At 45.7% G+C, this 16097-nt stretch carries 13 protein-coding genes and 1 riboswitch; of the genes, 3 read left to right on the top strand and 10 right to left on the bottom strand.

The annotated features are described in order from the left end of the window. Positions 1 to 72 precede the first annotated feature (72 nt). Positions 73 to 747 (bottom strand): succinate dehydrogenase cytochrome b558 subunit, encoded by a 675-nt coding sequence (locus NSS94_RS19725; RefSeq protein ID WP_069012627.1) that lies wholly within the window; start codon positions 745 to 747, stop codon positions 73 to 75. Between the two features lie 226 nt (positions 748 to 973). On the opposite strand from NSS94_RS19725, the gene NSS94_RS19730 reads away from it, so the two are divergent. Continuing rightward, positions 974 to 1879 (top strand): LysR family transcriptional regulator, encoded by a 906-nt coding sequence (locus NSS94_RS19730; RefSeq protein ID WP_341039966.1) that lies wholly within the window; start codon positions 974 to 976, stop codon positions 1877 to 1879. 5 nt (positions 1880 to 1884) lie between these two features. On the opposite strand, the gene NSS94_RS19735 is transcribed toward NSS94_RS19730, so the two are convergent. Both NSS94_RS19735 and NSS94_RS19740 read right to left on the bottom strand, forming a co-directional pair. Beyond that, entirely contained in the window at positions 1885 to 2562 is a 678-nt protein-coding gene (locus NSS94_RS19735; RefSeq protein WP_023990146.1) for a potassium channel family protein, read from the bottom strand. Between the two features lie 18 nt (positions 2563 to 2580). Next, entirely contained in the window at positions 2581 to 3921 is a 1341-nt protein-coding gene (locus NSS94_RS19740) for a TrkH family potassium uptake protein (RefSeq protein ID WP_029518249.1), read from the bottom strand. A 413-nt stretch (positions 3922 to 4334) separates the two neighbouring features. Then, positions 4335 to 4488, bottom strand: a riboswitch (cyclic di-AMP (ydaO/yuaA leader). A gap of 261 nt (positions 4489 to 4749) precedes the next feature. On the opposite strand from NSS94_RS19740, the gene NSS94_RS19745 reads away from it, so the two are divergent. Continuing rightward, positions 4750 to 6480 carry a CPBP family intramembrane glutamic endopeptidase gene (locus tag NSS94_RS19745; protein WP_318628007.1) on the top strand — a complete coding sequence of 577 codons (1731 nt, stop codon included), beginning with the start codon at positions 4750 to 4752 and terminating at the stop codon, positions 6478 to 6480. On the opposite strand, the gene uvrC is transcribed toward NSS94_RS19745, so the two are convergent. From uvrC to NSS94_RS19765, 4 genes are all read right to left on the bottom strand, one after another. Beyond that, the gene (gene uvrC / locus NSS94_RS19750) at positions 6449 to 8533 is read right to left on the bottom strand and encodes an excinuclease ABC subunit UvrC (protein ID WP_318628006.1); all 2085 of its coding nucleotides are present in this window, start codon (positions 8531 to 8533) and stop codon (positions 6449 to 6451) included. The two genes, NSS94_RS19745 and uvrC, sit on opposite strands and share 32 nt — an antisense overlap. 160 nt (positions 8534 to 8693) lie before the next feature. After that, complete coding sequence (gene trxA / locus NSS94_RS19755) at positions 8694 to 9011, bottom strand: thioredoxin (RefSeq protein WP_010347861.1); 318 nt, start codon at positions 9009 to 9011, stop codon at positions 8694 to 8696. 125 nt (positions 9012 to 9136) lie between these two features. Beyond that, a complete protein-coding gene (gene dnaI / locus NSS94_RS19760) occupies positions 9137 to 10084 on the bottom strand; it encodes a primosomal protein DnaI (protein WP_341039967.1) in 948 nt (315 codons plus the stop codon). 53 nt (positions 10085 to 10137) lie between these two features. Next, on the bottom strand, positions 10138 to 11655 hold the full coding sequence (locus NSS94_RS19765; protein WP_069012623.1) for a DnaD domain protein: 1518 nt from the start codon (positions 11653 to 11655) through the stop codon (positions 10138 to 10140). Between the two features lie 345 nt (positions 11656 to 12000). On the opposite strand from NSS94_RS19765, the gene hemQ reads away from it, so the two are divergent. Then, on the top strand, positions 12001 to 12780 hold the full coding sequence (hemQ, locus tag NSS94_RS19770; protein ID WP_051718004.1) for a hydrogen peroxide-dependent heme synthase: 780 nt from the start codon (positions 12001 to 12003) through the stop codon (positions 12778 to 12780). Between the two features lie 81 nt (positions 12781 to 12861). On the opposite strand, the gene NSS94_RS19775 is transcribed toward hemQ, so the two are convergent. The 3 genes from NSS94_RS19775 to NSS94_RS19785 form a co-directional block, all read right to left on the bottom strand. Continuing rightward, positions 12862 to 14028 carry an ABC transporter permease gene (locus NSS94_RS19775; protein ID WP_341039968.1) on the bottom strand — a complete coding sequence of 389 codons (1167 nt, stop codon included), beginning with the start codon at positions 14026 to 14028 and terminating at the stop codon, positions 12862 to 12864. Continuing rightward, positions 14025 to 15362: an HlyD family secretion protein gene (locus NSS94_RS19780; protein WP_039272689.1), complete on the bottom strand. Its 1338-nt coding sequence runs from the start codon at positions 15360 to 15362 to the stop codon at positions 14025 to 14027. The genes NSS94_RS19775 and NSS94_RS19780 overlap by 4 nt, the downstream gene beginning before the upstream one ends. A 114-nt stretch (positions 15363 to 15476) precedes the next feature. Further along, on the bottom strand, positions 15477 to 15983 hold the full coding sequence (locus NSS94_RS19785; RefSeq protein ID WP_318628002.1) for a MarR family winged helix-turn-helix transcriptional regulator: 507 nt from the start codon (positions 15981 to 15983) through the stop codon (positions 15477 to 15479). Positions 15984 to 16097 lie beyond the last annotated feature (114 nt).

A 16097-nucleotide genomic window follows, 5' to 3' on the forward strand; every position in this document is an offset into this window, starting at 1 on the left:
GGATTTTTAACCAAATCCCCTTTTACGTTTGAAAATAGAATTTCAACACAATGTATAATGGATATGACTCATTTACAGTAGTTGTTTAAAAGTACTGCATTGCACCAAGGCAGTTGCTGTTTCCTGAAATTCCGCGCTGCGGAATGCAAGCAGGGAAGCGATGAAGCCGATAGACACCACCACGAATAGGGTCATACAGATATAAGAAGATACTTTTTGCGCACGTGGTCCCACAGTAATCCCCCAACTGACCATAAATGCCCACAGTCCGTTAGCAAAGTGAAAGGATGCCGAAACGACACTGATTAAATACAAAATAAAATAAACCGGGTTTGTCACGATGCCATGCATGACGCCGCCTAGCTCCTCATGGGTTACATTACCCAGAGCGACCTGAAAGCGTGTGTCGTATACGTGCCAGATAATAAATACAAACGTAATGACGCCGGAAATACGCTGGAACAGAAAGCGCCAGTTACGTGAATAGCCGAACCTTTTTACATTCGGGTCAGCCTGATAAGCGATATACAAGCCATAAATTCCGTGGAACAGTAATGGCAAGTAGATGAATAAAGTTTCTAGCACAATAACCAGCGGCAAACCATTCAGGAAGGCCACGCTGCGATTAAATCCTTCCTTGCCGCCCTCCACCGCTGTGAAGTTCGTCACCAAATGCTCAACAAAAAATAGAGCCAACGGAATGACGCCAAGAAGCGAATGCAGCTTTCTGGAATAAAATCCTCTCATCTAGGTCATGCTCCCTTCTCCCAATAATAGCGTTTTCAATAGTAATATAACATATAAAATGACAGTTCCCGACAGGAAATGTCCAACAAGGTGTCCCTTATTAGGAAAAACAAAAGTGTGAACATCTTGTGTCGCTTTCATGTTACTCCTTTTCGGCTTATAATGGAATTGCAATATACGTATTAATTATTATGTCTTTTTTGCATATAGAGAGGAAGTGGATGATTTGTTTGAGGATTTGAACGCTTTTGCCGTCATTGTCGAGCAGTCCAGCCTGAATAAAGCCTCCAAACTGCTGAATCTGTCCCAACCCGCCCTGTCCCGCAAAATTGCCAAGCTGGAGGAAGAGCTGGGTGTGAATCTCTTTGATCGTCGGGGCAAACGGCTCGAAATTACGTCCACTGGCCGATTTGTTTATACATTCGCACTAGAGCAACGGCAACGACAGCTTCGCTTCTTACAAAAGCTCTCCCAGCACAAAAATGAAGCCCAGAGTATGCTTACACTCGGCGCAAGTCTCACGACACTCCAGACAACGCTGCCTACCCTTGTCGAAGCTTTTATGAGCAAGCATCCTCAAACCGAGCTGAAGCTGCTCACCGGTAAAACCCATGAAATCGTCGCCTTTGTACGTGACAAAAAAGCAGACGCCGGTATTGTCGGATCTGCCATTCATGAAGTCGGACTGCGTTGCATTCCGCTATTTGATGATCATTTGGAGCTCGTTGTTTCCATTGGACATGAATTAACCGTCAAGACAGGAACGGCCTCGATGAAAGATCTGCAAGGACTGCCGATGATTATTTTCTCCAAAGGAACCTGGTATCGCAGTCTGACGGATGACTTGTTCCAGCGCAGCGGCATCATGCCGGATATCCGCATGGAAATCGACTCCTTCGAGGCAATTGTACGCCTGCTTCCAACCTGTAAGGCTTCTGCCTTGCTACCCAAATCCTATTTGCGCAGCGAACTATTACGGGATAATGGACTCACTGCACTGTACTTGCCCGATTTGAAGGAGACACGCCGAACGACCTCCCTCATTTACTCGGAGACGACCGATCTCGGTCCGACAGCACGACGCTGGATTAGCGAGACACGTGCGTCGTTTGCAGGCTACCGTATGGTGTAAAGGGTTTAGCCCTCTTCATTAACATTAACAACCTCATCCTCAAAGCGGCCGATATTATCATTCGAGCCGATGATGACCATAATATCGTCGGCTTTTAATCGATCCATAGCCGTCGGTGCGATCAGGATACCATTCGCCGTATGAAGCGCCACGACGCTACAACCAAAGCGGGTACGGGCATTTAGCTCTGCTAGCGTTTTGCCATTCAGACATGCAGGTACATTGAGTTCCACAATACTATATTCCTTAGACAACTCCAAATAATCGAGCAAATTAGGCGTGACTAGCTGGTGAGCCACCCGGATACCCATATCCCGTTCTGGATAAATAATCCGGTCCACACCGAGCTTTTCTAACGCACGCCCGTGCAGCACAGATATGGCTTTGGCTACGACTTTTTTCACACCCAGCTCCTTCAGCAAAATGGCGGTGAGGATGCTTACCTGAATGTCATCACCAATAGCAACAATGCCACAATCGAAATTACGGATGCCCAGTGATCGCAACGAGTCTTCATCGGTAGCGTCCGCCACGACAGTATGTGTCAACATCTCACTCATACTGTCCACAACATCCTCATTCCGGTCAATGCCTAGCACCTCGCACCCCATATCCACCAATTGCAAAGCCAGGCTTGAGCCAAACCGCCCCAAGCCAATAACTACAAACTGCTGCGTCTTCATATCTACTCGAAAACTCCCTTATCCTATAATCATTTTACCTTCCGGATGACGATATAATTCTTTACCCTTTTTCGGCCCCAGTGCATAAGCTAGCGTGAGTGGCCCCAGTCTACCTGCAAACATCGTCAGGGTAATCACCAGCTTGCCTATGACTGTCAAATCAGGTGTAAGCCCCATCGACAGCCCCACCGTACCAAACGCAGATACCGTCTCGAACAAGATCATCAGAAAATGATGATCTTCGGTTGCCGACAAAATCATCGTCACCCCGATCACGAACAGCAACCCCAGCAGTGTAATGGTCAAAGCCTTGTAAATTCGTCCCTGCGCAAGTCGGTACTTGAACAGTACAATATCTTCCCGCCCCCGCAGCATCGAAATCACCGCTCCAATGAGCAGGGCGAATGTTGTGGTCTTAATCCCGCCTCCAGTAGAGCCAGGAGAAGCCCCGATAAACATGAGTATGATGATAAAAAACTGCGTAGCCTGCCGCAAGCCTGCAATGTCCAAGGTATTGGCACCTGCGGTACGGGGAGTAACGGACTGGAATAAAGATCCCAATAGCTTACCACCCCAATCAAGCGAGCCGAGAGTCTTCGGATTCGTAAACTCAAATACAAAAATCACGAGCGTGCCGACTACAATCATAGCGCCCGTCATGCTGAGTACCACCTTGGTATGCAAGGACAGTCTCTTGCGCTTGCGATATTCTGCCAGGTCTGACATCACTACAAAACCAATGCCGCCTGAAATAATCAAAAACATGGCTGTAAAATTAACAATCGGATCATATACATAACCTGTCAAGCTGCGAAATTCACCGAATAAATCAAAACCAGCATTGTTAAACATGGAGATGGCATGCCAGATTCCAAAATAAATCGCCCTGCCTACGGGCATATCAAAGGACCAGCGAACCGAGAATATCGTAGCGCATACGCCTTCAATAACCAGTGAGTACAGTAATACCTTACGGATTAACCCGACAATTCCCTCTACAGAAGTCTGATTCATCGCTTCCTGCAAAATGAGACGCTCCCGCAGGGAAATCCGACGCTTGAACACCAGTGCAATCAAGGTAGCCATGGTCATAAAGCCTAGGCCGCCGATCTGAATGAGCGCCACGATAACAACTTGACCAAAGGTTGTAAAAAAGGTCCCCGTATCCTTTACGACAAGCCCTGTAACACAGGTCGCGGAAGCGGCAGTAAACAAAGCGTCTATAAACGCAAGTGGCTTTCCTGTTGTATTGGAGATCGGCAGCATTAACAATAAACTACCTATTAGAATGATAATGGCAAAGCCCGCAACGAATATCTGCGGTGGAGAAAGCCGGAGCCAGCTTGCATTGGGATTCATCTATTCATCACTTCTCTCCTAATCCTTAAAACTATAAAAACAGTGATTTAATACGGTGTAAGCTCGCTACGCGTTCCATTTGATCTTCCGATCGTCGTTGCCCCTGAATTTTTTGATTTTTCCAAACCTTAGTTAACTATAATTAGCATTCCCTGAATACAGGAAGAATGCATGTCAAGCACTACTCGGCCCCCTGTGCTATTGGCGGGCAGTAGCGAAGGGGGCAGAATTGTTCTGAAGAAGCGAAGCGTTTGCCTTTATCTCCGGATTTTAACCATTAAAGGGGGTATACAATCAAAAAATCCGGGGATAACAGCAATCGGAAGAATAATCTGCACCCGCAGCGGTCTATCTAACCAATCCAAACACTTTTATACGCACAAAAAAAGACACCGGAAAACCGAGTGCCTGACTTGGTTCCTGCTCATAGCCTACGAGGTTAGCTGACGGATTCGGGCAGCACAGTATGCCCTATTTACACTTTCGATCCACCAGTGATCGGCTGTAAAATTCACCCCAGTAACATGGTTCCCCCGTTTTCCCATAGAAATTCGGCTCAACTGTATATCATTACCTATGTATTTTATAGGCATTGCCTCAAGATTATAATCCTTCTATATCCAGATCACAAAACCGATTTCGTCGAAAAAACGTGAAATTGGCTTTATTTTGCGAATGGGCATCGTTTAATCGCAGCTTATCTTATTTTATTGGAACTTTAAAGTGCTTTCACTCTATTTTCATGAATATCGCTGGTCTGTTGGCGGGAACCTGTGCAGTATGATATCTTTAATGGATGTTCTTATTTACAGATTAAGGAGGAAACTCATGAATCCTATCGGGAAACCGGTCGTGCTCACGGCCAACTTCAAAAAATTAGGCTTGCTGGGCGGGATTGGCCTGATTTGCTTTTTTATCTTTCAATTGCTTATTCCCTCGCTTAGCAATCCAAGTCCAGAATCAGTAATGAATGCAAAGGTCATCAGCAAACAAGAAGCGGTTATACACGCATTGGACTTCGCCCGCTCCGAGCTGGGATATACTGAATCACAGCCAGAGAAGCCTCTGGTGACCTATCAGGCCGAAACAGATTTGTACGGTTATTTATCTAGAGAAAAACTGCTTCAACAGTACGACCGTACATGGAAGAAAAATTACCCTTACGAAACCTTTCGGGTCGATCTGCCTGAATCCTCAGCGAAGAGCAAGCTGCAAATTCATGTAGATTTATCCACTGGGAAGGTCGTTAGTTTTAAACGGATCACCTCCAGCACCAATTACACGCAGGCTGATATTTCTACGGATGAACAAGCACGTAACAGGCTTGTACGTGTGGCTGAGGACGGCATGACGCTTGAAGCCAAGGAGCAGGCGGCCGCTGTATGGGTGAAGCGCTTTGGCTTTAAGCCGGCGGATTTAAAGCTCGCGACCACTGAACAAGAAGGCGGATTAAAGTATACCGTAGACGATAAAAAAATTGGCGCCTCGGTACTTACACTGGCTTTTACTTTTGAAGACGGTGATGTTCGCTCCTTCACTCAAAGCTTTTCGGCCCCGTCATCCTATACCGATTATATCGAAAAGCAAACATTTTGGGCGAATTGGATGACCTATGCGGGTTATGCCCTATTTAGCTTTGTGCTCGGTGTACTTGCCATTGTGTATGCCTCACTCACCCGACGACATACTTCATTTGTACGCGGCATTGTACTGTCCGTCATATACTTTATTGCTAGTATAGCCGGGACAATGAACATGCTGCCTTTATTGCAAGCAGAAGCAGGCGGTAAGGGCATGCTTATATTTCTTATGGTGTTCCAGATTGGTGTTACCTTCTTCATGGCTGTAGCGCTCTACTTCTCCTTGGTCGGCGGTGACGGGCTTATGCGTCAGGTTGGACTGAATGCATGGCCACGTGCGAAAGAGCCGGGCTACGGGCTGTATGTGCTTCGCAGTATGTATGTCGGCTACTTGTGGGCCTTTATTTTACTCGGGGTACAATCCATTTTATTCTTTATACTGGAGCGCACATTTAATACATTCTCCACAACAGATGCCACGCAATCCCCTTACAATATGGCTTATCCATGGCTGCTGCCAATTATGGCCTGGATGGCAGGTATTGGAGAAGAGACTGTCTACCGTCTGTTTGGTATTCCGATGGTCAAAAAAATAGTGAAAAATACTTTTGTTGCTTGTCTGATCACCACGCTGATTTGGGCACTGGGACATACACTTTATCCGATCTATCCAGTGATTTCCAGACCTATTGAGCTGACTTTTCTTGGTTTGCTGTTCAGTTTTGTGTTCCTGCGTTACGGCTTTATTGCCGCCATGTTCAGCCACGTTATTTTTGACAGCATTCTAATGGGACTTAGTGTGATGAGTCTGGGAGATACTGTGAACGTGAGCGCGGGCCTATTCTGGATCTTACTTCCAGCCATTGTGGGTTACATCATTTATTGGTTTAGTCCTAAAAAGCCGAATCGAATGATGTTTGAACCTATACAAAAAGAGGAGTCGCATTCTACGACTCCTCCTCCCGAAGGGCAGCTATAATCTGACGCGCAAGCTTATCCCCAATAGAGAGAGGCCGGAAGTCTTCGACACTGGCCTCTCTTATTTTTTTGAGCGATCCAAAATGCTTAAGCAGTAACTTACGCCGTTTCTCGCCAATGCCTGGAATAGAGTCCAGCCGGGAAGTTACCATAGATTTGCCGCGTTGCTCGCGGTGGAACGTGATGGCGAAACGGTGAACCTCGTCCTGAATCCGTTGCAGCAGGTAAAATTCTTCGCTATTACGTGCAAGTGTCACGGCCTCAGAGGATTCTCCCACCAATAGTTGGGATGTTCTATGTTTGGCATCCTTCACCAAACCACATACAGGAATGAACAAACCCAGCTCATTTTGCAATACATCGGTCGCCGCCTTAATTTGTCCACGTCCACCATCGACAACGATCAAGTCGGGACGTTCCAAATTTTCCTTAAGCACACGTTCATATCGACGCCGGATAACCTCACGCATTGTTTCATAATCATCGGGTCCCTGCACAGAACGGATTTTATATTTTCGATACTCCTTCTTGGCAGGTTTGCCATCAATAAACACGATCATGGCTGAGACTGGATCGGAACCCTGGATGTTGGAGTTATCAAACGCCTCCACCCGGTGCAAGCTATCCAGCCCAATGGCACGTCCGAGATTGCTTGCAGCTTTGGATGTTCGTTCCTCATCCCGCTCGATCAGCTTAAACTTCTCATCCAAAGCTACACGTGCATTTTCCGTCGCCATGCCTGTCATTTGCTTTTTCAGTCCACGCTGCGGTACAAGTACCTTTACATCCAACCATTCAGCCAGAGCGAGAGCCGCCGTACTTGGGTCCTCCAGTCCACCGGATAGTTGAGTTTCTGTTTCCTTTATCTCGGCATCTTGGTCACCAGCTTGATCTTGATTCGTTGCCGCTGCATAAGTTGCCTGTTCTTCAGCCACCAGTAGTGAGTCAGCAGAACGCTCTGTCTCCGTTTGTATCGCTTTCTCATCTGTCTGTCCGGTAACATCGGCTGTAGGTGCACTGTAGAGTGCAGTTTCTGCCGCAACCGGTTGATCGACATTAGCCTGTTCCGCCTGCATCAGCTTAGGAGAATCCGGCAGCAATATTTCCTGCGGCACTGCTGGGTTGTCACTATAATATTGCGTCACATAGGACATAAAATCACTGTAAGCCTCACCGTAGAAAGGAAAAGTCGACATATGGCGCTCGATCATTTTACCTTTGCGGACATATAGGATCTGTACACACATCCAGCCCTTATCTACTGAAAAACCGAATACATCTCGATCTTTCGCATCCGATGTGGTGATTTTCTGCTTTTCCATCATCGCGTCGATGCTGATAATCTGATCTCGCAACTCCTTGGCCCGCTCAAAGTACAATTCCTCTGCGGCCTCCTGCATTTTACGCTGAAGATCCTTTTTAATTTCCTCATGTCCCCCGCTCAAAAAGGAACCAATTTCCTGACCAATCTGGTCATACGTTTCCTTCTCGACCTCTTTCACACAAGGCCCCAAACATTGATGCATGTGATAATACAGACACACTTCCTTGGGCATCACACCACACTTGCGTAACGGATACATACGGTCCAGCAACTTCTTCGTCTGATGTGCCGCGTAGGAATTGGGGTACGGTCCAAAATATTTTGCTTTATCTTTCAGAACGCGACGGGTCACCTCCAGCTTGGGGTGTGCCTCGTTCGTAATTTTCAAATACGGAAAGGTTTTATCATCCTTCAATAGCACGTTATAGCGTGGCTGGTACTTTTTAATGAGATTGCACTCCAAAATGAGTGCCTCCATATTACTGCCTGTAACGATATATTCAAAATCACGAATATCGGAAACCAGTCGCTGCGTCTTGCCGTTATGGCTACCTGTAAAATAGGAACGGACCCGGTTTTTCAACACTTTGGCCTTGCCGACATAAATAATGGTGCCTTCGCTATTCTTCATCAGGTAACAGCCTGATGCATCCGGCAGTAACGCTAATTTGTGCCGTATGTTCTCCAGCGCCTTCTCCTGATTCTGCAAGTCCTCCGCATAAGGTTTCATTTGCCCGGTTCCTCCTTCCATTCTTAATGACTACTCAACTAACTACTTATAATATATAGGAATAATACACAAAAACGCCCCCGGTATTTACAACCGGAGGCATTGACCTTTCATGGCCGCTCCACCAAGCCCCCGCGGGAGCATGGGTCACATGCAATGATTATTGGTGTTTAGTAAGCATGCTTTTCAGCGCTTCTTTGGAGTTCAGACCTACCACTTTATCAACAGGCTGTCCGTCTTTGAAAACGATCAGGGTCGGAATACTCATCACGCCGAAACGGGAAGCAGACTCTGGATTTTCATCCACGTTCACCTTCGCGATTTTGACGCTGTCGCCAACTTCTGTGGACAGATCCTCCAGAATAGGAGCGATCATTTTGCAAGGACCGCACCATGGCGCCCAAAAATCAACCAAAACGGTTCCTGTGCCTTCGACTTCTGCGTTGAAGGATTGATCGGACACGTTAACAATTGCCATTGTATGTTCCTCCTTTATAGAAAAGTCAAGATTATTATAACCTGTAATGTCTGTTTCGACACCTTTTAATTATATCACAATAGTCTTTTAATTGTAAGATATCGAAATAGCAGACGGATAAACGCTTACCCCCGCTGATTTTTTCCCTTTACGGTAATGACATCTACAAAAGGACGAATCCGGTCCATCAAGCGTTGTCCTTTATACATTTCCTCTCCATCCTTGCTCGTAAAGCTGAGATGCTTCTCCAGTCCCTGCAAAGAATAATTGGAAGTATAAAAAGTAGGTTTGCGGTTCATTCGGTAATTCAAAATAGAGCCCATCACGTGGTCCCGTACCCACGGGCTTAAATTTTCGGCACCAATATCGTCAAATACAAGCAGATCACAATTTTTGAGCATTTCGGTCGTTTCCTTCAGCTTCTGCCCATCCTGGATCATGGACTTTAAGTCCTCCACAAAATCAGGCATATACACGATCACACCGTTCAGACCCGACAGGGCCAACTCGTGCAATAAATAGCCCATTAAAAAAGTTTTACCCGTACCAAACGTACCTTCCAGATACAGTCCTTTTTTGGATAGACCCTGACTTTTCGTTTCTTCAATGTAACGGAATAGCTGTGTGACGGCAGGCATGCGTTGTGAATCTTTACGCGCAATTTCAAGGGCGTTATATCCCTCCAGAAGTGCGCGTTCATCCACATAGAAGCTTTTAATTCGCTCACGCACCCGTTGCTCATGTTGGGAAGCAATCTGCTTCGCACATGGGGTCCGAATGTCTACAATTTCAGCAGTTCCATTCGGGTATTCCACGCCCAGCTTGCAAAAGTGGCCCTGAAAATCGTTAGGACACCGTTCCAATCCCGGACAATTGTCGCAATTTCGACGATCTCGGGCATACTGAAAGAGCATGCTCATGTTGAGTCGCAATTGTGTTTCGTCCACATCAGGATGCGCAGCACAAAACTCCTGCACGAGCGGATCTTTTAGAACCTGATCGGCTACATTGCGGGTGCGCTGGCGAAACGAAGGGTTCTGCATCTGCTGCAGCAAATCGCCCAGTGATTCCAAGAACGCTCCTCCTTTCTTAAAAAGTGCAGAGTTATGGATACCTTAAAATCTACCTACACCTTTTTCTGTTTACCGGATTGCATTCGTTCAGCCAGACGCAGCAGTTCATCCAATTCTTCCTCAGATACAGACTCCTCGGAAGGTTGATCTTGAACGATTGGAATGGATGGCTTGGCTGGCCCGTTATTTTTGGCATACGCGCGGGATCGGCCGCCGGAAGGAGAAGCAGAGGACTGTTTTCCTTTTACCTTGGCTTGATCCCTTATATATTGAACGGCTTTCTCGTAAGTGTTTACCTGCTTAAGCAGCATATTGGAAGCAACGGCCTCGACAAAGTTGCGGTTAATCCGCTGATCGCTCCCGGATACGAGCAGTGACATCAAATAATGGATCAGCACGTTGATGACTTCGCCTGGCAGCTTATAGCTGATATCAATTTTCTCGAATATATCCAGCAGGTTACCGGGAACCGTGCCGGGGAAAAAGGTTTGCAGCAAACGGCGATAAGGCTCGTTGCGCAACATCATATTATATTGGTGAATGTCACACTTGGCTGTGAATTGTGGGGGAACCTCCACATAAAATTCCATTTCCACAGCTTGCTCTGCAGGCGGCTCTTCAGATGTGGAAGCTTCCCTTTGGCGCAAAGCAACTACCTTGGCGGCTTGAACCTGCTGCTCCTCCTGACGCTTGCGATCCTGTCTGGAGTGCTGGCTAGCCCGAAGCTGAAGCTCGTCGAGCAACAAGTCGCCTGCTTCGGTAAAAATACCATCCTCATCCAGCAATCGGCTAATATCCTGTACAGAAAGATCAAATTTGCGAACAACGTAATTGACCATGCCTAACTGCTCGTGCTCAAACCGAAGACGCTCCACGTGCTTACGATTGGCAGATTCACGCGGAAAACGGAGAATAATATCTGCATAATTCAATGCTTCCTCCGATTCTGACGCAAGTGGTCCAGTCTGACGGCTAGTAGACACCTCGGACAACGCCTGCTCCAATTCATAATCTATAACATGGGTATTCAGTTCAAATAACTCATAAAATGGAATCGAAATATTCTCTTTATTATAGGAAGATTGCGACCATTCGCTAGATTCTCTGCTCCACAATGATTCTCTCAGAGAAAGCACTGCAAACTTACCGATTTTGTCTCTCAACAAAAGGGTGAGATGCTGTGTTCTGAAAAATTCAGCAGGTGCGAGCGGCGGCTGCATCTCATATTCATACATATAGTCGTCCGTTTCGGGTGCATACAGCCTGGACGTCTGTAACAGACCGACGGCCTCCAGTTTGGAGGTCTGTTCAATCAAATACTTGCGTCCCTTCTCACTCGGCTCCAGTCCCAGTGTCAGAAAAAGGCGACGCTGCTGTTCCAACGGCGAATAACCGATTTGTCCGACTGGCACATGCTGGAACAACAGTCGATACAGACTGACCGCAAATGCGCCTACCATCGGCTGATAGACGCTTCCCAGCATCAATTCATCCAGTGCGCTCAAGCCAAATTCCCGATAAACGCAGTAGCGGTGGTTCTCAGTATAGTGCAGCAGGTTTTTCATCCGCATTCCAACATTCTTCCTTTCCTGACATAACGGTCTCCAAGATGTTTTTCTATTCTATCATACTTGCCTTCTCGTGGGACCAACAAAATAAGGGCAATTGTTCTCCTTTTTGGCAGCCGTATTCGTCTGAGTTCTACTTTTTTCGAGAATACTAACTATTTTATGACTTTGTGACCTGTATCATGGTAAAGATAAAATTCTTCACACTTCTTTCATTGGTGAAAAGCTTTATTTTGAGCTACAATATAATGGTTAAGCATCACGTATTGGATACAGGAAAGATATAAGGAAGTACACATATTTCGGCTAAGCCGATTATCATTTACAGATCGTAAAGGAGTGTAGATCGTGAGTCAACATCAACCTCAACAAACCCCAGCAACACCTAACGAAGTAGCCTCCACACTGGAAGGCTGGTATGCGCTTCACGATTTTCGGTCCATCAACTGGACAGCATGGAAGACCGCAGACGATGAAGAGCGCGCCGGAGCACTGGACGAGCTTCAAGAGTTTATGAAGGAATGGAACGTTACCGAGGAAGCGGGTCTGGGCAGCTCAGCCGTCTATACTGTAGTCGGACAAAAGGCTGATTTTGTCATGATGCACCTGCGCGAAACGCTGGAAGACCTCAATAAACTGGAAAATGATTTTAACAAAACAACCTTCGCCAAATATACAACTAAAACCTACTCTTATGTGAGTGTGGTGGAACTGAGCAATTATTTGAGCAAAGATGAAGATCCTATGCAAAATCCACAAATTGTCGCACGCTTGAAGCCTGTATTAAACAAGGCCCGTTATATTTGTTTCTATCCAATGAACAAAAAACGTGATCTAGATGACAACTGGTACATGCTTTCAATGGACGAGCGTCGCACCTTGATGCGCAGCCACGGTTTAATTGGACGCAGCTATGCTGGCAAAGTAAAGCAAATCATTTCCGGTTCTGTCGGCTTTGACGATTGGGAGTGGGGCGTAACACTGTTCTCCGATGACGCACTTCAGTTCAAGAAGCTAATCTACGAAATGCGTTTTGATGAAGTCAGTGCCCGTTACGGTGAATTTGGCTCCTTCTATGTCGGCAGCGTGTTGAATGAGGAATCATTTGAAGACATGTTGAAGCTGTAAAGCACAACCGTCAGTACCATATCGCAGCATACAATTAAGGATTCCGCGAACTCCCACTTTCGAGACGGCGGAATCCTTTTTTTATTGCAGCACAGGCTCGACCCCTACGGATGTATCCTCACTTTTCGCCAGCTTTCTTTTCTCCAAAGCGATCTGAATAAAGATAACAAGCATTAGACCACTTAATAGGATCAAAAAGCCGCCAAGCTCAGGAATAAAATACTTCAGGCTCCCACCTTTGAAGCCCATCCCTCTCAAAAACTTGAAATGCCAGGTCAATGGAAGAATATTACTAATATATTGCAGCGATGTAGGCAGCATAGCTACTGGCAATTGAGCGCCGCTCAGTAAAAACGAAGGCAGTATAATTAGCATGAGGCGTGGGGAAGCTTTTCCCGGATTCGCCGCATTCCACCCTAAAGCCATCGCAAACAAACTCAACGTAATCGTGTACAGGAGAAATGGGATACTGAGCTGCCATACATTCGCTTCAAAGCGCAGTCCGCCAATTTGCTTAAGTAAACCAATGGACAGGTAAAAGGAAACACATCCTACTAACGCATACGGCAACACCCTAAGAATCAAACCATACGAAAACTGAAGCTCCTCTTTTAATCTTCCTTGCTCCCGCAATCGCGGGACAATTGTCAGTACAGTAGCACCAATCAGTGAAATCATGACCGTATTAATGAACCCCATAACTGAGGTCATCAAAGTAGCATTGGTAGGATTATATAACAGGCGCTGCTGAAGCAGCATATTGGAAGTAAGCCCTGTAACCTGGCTGTCACTCATTCCCATACCCTTTAATCCACCACCAGCCAGCATCGCATTTTCCGTCGCCATGATCTCTGTGACTGCCGAGCGTAGATTTCCAGTAGCCTGACCTACCGTATTATCTACATAGAAACCGATGTTGCTCTGAACTCCTTTGATCCTATTTTCCTCCAACCCAGCTGGAAGGTAAATCACCGCAAAAAACTTTTCATTATATAAAAGTAAATTCGGATCGGCTTCATTCTCTTGCACATGGCGTACATCAATATACTGCGATGCATCCAATTTATTAATAAGCTGTCGGCTATAACTGCTATGATCTAAATCGACTACAGCTACAGAGGCATCGTTAAGCTGATTATTTTTAAAAACAAATCCAAAGGCTACAGCTACTACGATAGGAACGAGCAGCATGATAAAAACCATCTTACCACTGATCATCAGCTTCCATTCTTCTATAAACGCCTTCATTTCGTCACAACCTCTACCGTCATTCCAGGTAATAATTCAGATGTTCGCTGGACATCCACCCGCACTTGGAAGGAGCTTATATCCGACAGACCTTTGTCCCGACTCATTCTCATGTTGGTATACTGAGGGGCAGAAGTAATGTACCTCACCTTGCCTTGGACATCTTTATCTAAAGCTACGACGTGCGTATTCACATTTCCCCCAGCTTTAAACTGTGACATGGAATCCTCGCCCACATAAATATCGTAGTATAGCTGATTGGTTTCAATAACGACGCCCGTTGCCCCCGTAGAAACGATCTCTCCCATTTTAGGTACAATACGCGACACCTTACCATCTGCGGATGCCTTCAGCACCATACGTCCGCGCTGCAATTCCAAAGTTTTGAGTTGAACACTTAATGCCTGCTTTTGTTGAGCCAGAAGATCCACATTGTATTCGCTATTCTTAACATCTTTTCGTGTTTGCGAGGTTTGAGTCAAGGCTTCCTTTGCTTTTTCTGTTTTGATACGAGCCTGCTGGCGTTCCTCAGCAGTTGCGCCTGCCTCCATTTTATCCAAAGCGGTTTGCTGCTGAGCGATCCCATTTTTAGCAATGTCCGATTGTTTGCTAGCCGCTATAATCTGGTTTTTGGCAATTTCAACCTGATCTGTAGCTGTATCTAACGCGATTTGGGCATTATCCAGTTGGTTTTTGGCGTTATCCAGTTCTGCTTTAGTTCCAGCTCCAGCATCATATAACGCTTTGATACGGTTGTAATTCACATTAGCCAAGTCCAGAGCCTGTTGTCTGGATGATACTGTTTTTTGCGCGATTTCCGCATTCCTTTTGGCTGTCTCTACTCCTGTCAGAGCTGCGTCCAACGATTGCTGTGCTGCTTCAATAGCCAGCTTTTGTCTTAGAATATCCTCCGCACGTGTTCCTTGATTTAATAAGGACTCTCCTGCTTGCGCGGCTTGAATGTCCAATTGTCCCTGTTTTTCTGAAGTTGAAATTTTCTCCGACTGATTTTGCAGCCCGTCTTTAGCCTGTTTTATTTTCACATCAGCCTGTGCGATATCCGTTTTTAATTTCTCAATTTGCAAATCAAGGTCTACAGGATCGAGGGTCATGAGCACATCCCCTTTTTTCACCTGTTGTTCTTCCTTCACCTCAATCGTGTTTACTCTTCCCCCTACGCCCTGAAAAGCAACATTTACGGTATCTGCCGTAAGCAGTGTGTTTTTTTGTTGGGCTGCCATACTCACAGCATCCTTGCCGCTCATTGCCATCAGCGTACCTCCGGTACCTAATGCAACAACAAGTAGCACGTACACAATGATCTTTTTATTCATTGCAATAAACTCTCCTTCATGATGATTTAGCCAATGATAGTTAAAAAATAATAGTCAAAAACAAATAAGGAATCTGATAGTACGACGTCTAACTATTTAAGCCGGGAAATTTGATTACTCCCGTTTTATCCGTTCAAGTCCTGAGGAAAACTTATTTAATAACGTAGCAAATAGAATATGATCTTCCTTTGTAAATTCATTCATTAAATCCGAAAAAAGCTGGATGAACATCGGAATTTTTTCCGTCATTAACTGTTTTCCTTCATCAGTCAAGGAGATCGCGGTCATACGTCGATCCGTCAGCGTACTTCTTCGGATGATGCCGTCCCGTTCCAGCTTATCAATTACGCTGGTTACTGTTGAACGAGTAACCCCTGAATATTCAGCCAGCTCTGATGGAGTCAATGCACGTTCATGTAAAAACAATGGCATTAAAATTTTCAGGTTGCCTACAGATAGCCCATATTCCGAGAGTCTGGAAGACACTCCATTGTACACTTCATGTGCTGCCTGCACGAAAAGTACCCACGTATTCAACGATTGGGAGTCCACATTTGGAAACTTTTCAGTCAATAAATGTATTCTCTTGGGATCGGCATTGATTTTAAAATCAGAATTCAATGTGAAGCTCCCCCTCTGTAATTAGTAATCATACTATACGACGTCAAATAGTTATGAGTCAATATCTTTTTTTGTTCATTGAAATAAAAAAGGCCTCCAAGCTCCTTTCAAGGA

This window comes from Paenibacillus sp. FSL L8-0644 (assembly GCF_038008165.1).
Taxonomy (GTDB): Bacteria; Bacillota; Bacilli; order Paenibacillales; family Paenibacillaceae; genus Paenibacillus; species Paenibacillus polymyxa_D.

Bases quoted from the DNA above. Each gene is read 5' to 3' on its own strand.
- NSS94_RS19725 (WP_069012627.1), bottom strand. From the start codon at position 747: ATGAGAGGATTTTATTCCAGAAAGCTGCATTCGCTTCTTGGCGTCATT.
- NSS94_RS19735 (WP_023990146.1), bottom strand. From the start codon at position 2,562: ATGAAGACGCAGCAGTTTGTAGTTATTGGCTTGGGGCGGTTTGGCTCA.
- NSS94_RS19740 (WP_029518249.1), bottom strand. From the start codon at position 3,921: ATGAATCCCAATGCAAGCTGGCTCCGGCTTTCTCCACCGCAGATATTC.
- NSS94_RS19745 (WP_318628007.1), top strand. From the start codon at position 4,750: ATGAATCCTATCGGGAAACCGGTCGTGCTCACGGCCAACTTCAAAAAA.
- uvrC (WP_318628006.1), bottom strand. From the start codon at position 8,533: ATGAAACCTTATGCGGAGGACTTGCAGAATCAGGAGAAGGCGCTGGAG.
- trxA (WP_010347861.1), bottom strand. From the start codon at position 9,011: ATGGCAATTGTTAACGTGTCCGATCAATCCTTCAACGCAGAAGTCGAA.
- NSS94_RS19765 (WP_069012623.1), bottom strand. From the start codon at position 11,655: ATGCGGATGAAAAACCTGCTGCACTATACTGAGAACCACCGCTACTGC.
- NSS94_RS19775 (WP_341039968.1), bottom strand. From the start codon at position 14,028: ATGAAGGCGTTTATAGAAGAATGGAAGCTGATGATCAGTGGTAAGATG.
- NSS94_RS19780 (WP_039272689.1), bottom strand. From the start codon at position 15,362: ATGAATAAAAAGATCATTGTGTACGTGCTACTTGTTGTTGCATTAGGT.